The organism is Metallosphaera yellowstonensis MK1 (genome assembly GCF_000243315.1).
In the GTDB taxonomy this organism is placed as follows: domain Archaea; phylum Thermoproteota; class Thermoprotei_A; order Sulfolobales; family Sulfolobaceae; genus Metallosphaera; species Metallosphaera yellowstonensis.
Window position 1 is genome coordinate 4,291 of sequence record NZ_JH597760.1, and the last position, 1,807, is coordinate 6,097.

At 39.2% G+C, this 1,807-nt stretch carries 2 protein-coding genes and 1 pseudogene; 2 read left to right on the forward strand and 1 reads right to left on the reverse strand.

Annotated elements, in window-relative coordinates; translation table 11 throughout:
- Positions 1–512 precede the first annotated feature (512 nt).
- The gene (locus METMK1DRAFT_RS00725) at positions 513–701 is read left to right on the forward strand and encodes a hypothetical protein (RefSeq protein WP_009069629.1); all 189 of its coding nucleotides are present in this window, start codon (positions 513–515) and stop codon (positions 699–701) included.
- Positions 702–887: 186 nt separating this feature from the next.
- Positions 888–1,187 (forward strand): hypothetical protein, encoded by a 300-nt coding sequence (locus METMK1DRAFT_RS00730; protein WP_009069632.1) that lies wholly within the window; start codon positions 888–890, stop codon positions 1,185–1,187.
- A gap of 161 nt (positions 1,188–1,348) precedes the next feature.
- On the opposite strand, the pseudogene METMK1DRAFT_RS00740 reads toward METMK1DRAFT_RS00730, so the two are convergent.
- Positions 1,349–1,807 (reverse strand): annotated as a pseudogene (locus tag METMK1DRAFT_RS00740) (hypothetical protein); the annotation flags it as partial.

The following is a 1,807-nucleotide window of genomic DNA, read 5'->3' on the forward strand; positions in this document are numbered from 1 at the left end:
TTTAAGGGAGGTGCTGAGGAGGAAGAAGGTCGAGGCGAAACTCCTGACCCTGGACGAGGAGGGGGATGTGATGGGGGTCAAGGTCAGGAAGGTGTGGAAGTGGTTACTGGGGTTCGATTGAGTGATCGTATACGGCAGTTATCAGTTTTACCTTGATTACAGGGTGCTACCTAAGGAAAATCCCACAACTGCTGTCGTATAGTTATTAGTTCCCTTGATGAAGACGTCAATTAAGGGAAGGTCAGATAACTGCTGATCGCAGTTCTGCTTCCCTCCGGAGGCCGGCTAGAGCAGTATGGATAGGGCACGACGGGAAATCCCGTGATCCGGAGGGTTCCAAGATGCCTCTGCAAGAGACAGGGAAAGTGGGGAAGGACTCGCGGGGCGAACCGAATTGAGACGCTTAACTGGGACTGTAACGCTTCTACGTAACTACTGGTTATTTTTAATCACTTCTAAATATCGTTTTGACAAGTTGTGTTTATATAGTATCACCGAAGTAGTTTTCATTGATGATCCCCCTAACTGATGACGGGCACTGCTCACGAGGTTTGGGGAGTGATAAAGGTGTGGATGGGAGGGTATTGGTGTTTCCCTCGACCAGCCCCAATGAGTTAAGGGTGACCCTGTATGATCCCTCAAGAGGGGTGCCCGTGGTGGAATTAGAAGTAATTAAAGAAGGTAAGTTACGCCACGGGTAAACACTTACACTTAACCACGTGAACCACAAGAAGGGCAAAAACGTCTTCCCTAATTACTGTTTCCTATCCATGAGTAATACACTCAAACAAGTATAAATAACATAATAACGACATTATAACAAGCTCGAATTCTTCAGAAAAGAAATATAAAGGAAATTTTAGCAAATGTGAGCTGAAGATGTAAAAATGAACTTAACTCTAATTTCTATTTGTTATGATAAAGCTCATAACACAACTTTAATTAGACGTTGCTTTAGCGCAATTTATTTCGAAATTATACTCTTTATCGCTCTTAACTCTCCTAATTTAAGAGATGAGATTTTTAGCAATCAGAACGGAACATTTAACGGGATCAAAGAAGGTAAAATTGTATCAATATTAAAGGATAAGGTATTAGCCAATGCAGTAAGTAGTGGGAAAATCAATGGGGAAGAAGCTAATAATTTCTTAAATTACATTAGGTTAATCGAAAACTTAGAACTCTAGTGGATCATTTCGGCGGTTTTAAAGATGAGTTGCTAAAAATGGGAATTTATAAAATCCGTATTAAGGGTAAAGATCTTAACGTGCAACAGCTTGATGTTGAGAGACTTTCGAGAGAGATCTTAGTAAACCTATTGAAGGAAACAGAAATACGAATGACAATATTAAATAGACTGTTTTCTTCCTCCACCCACATCTAATACTTTCCTCATATACTCCTTTATCTTATCTACGGAATCTACCATTCCAAATACGTCTCCAACTTCTGCCGAAACGTCTACATCATACTTTCTCTTGTACTCCTCAATTATTTGATCCCTTATCTTCATTTGTTCTTCAAAACTGGCGTTAGTGTCCAACAATAAGTCTCCATAAAAATCATTTAATTTCACATGATACCCTTCATTTCTAAGCTTCAAGGCGAATTCCAAAAGAATTAGCAACTCTAAATGCGCCTTATCGAACCCTTCACCATTTATTTTCTCCCTCAATAAGTCTACTAGCTTAGGATTTAGTATATTATTCTCAAGATAATTTGTAAATTTGTTCAAAATTTCGAGCTTCTTATCACAGATCTTAAGAGCCTTATACAGGCTTACTATTCTTGGGTTTAACGAAAGTAA

Coding starts and splice junctions, on each gene's coding strand:
- METMK1DRAFT_RS00730 (WP_009069632.1), top strand. CDS start 888: ATGAACTTAACTCTAATTTCTATTTGTTATGATAAAGCTCATAACACA.
- METMK1DRAFT_RS00725 (WP_009069629.1), top strand. CDS start 513: ATGATCCCCCTAACTGATGACGGGCACTGCTCACGAGGTTTGGGGAGT.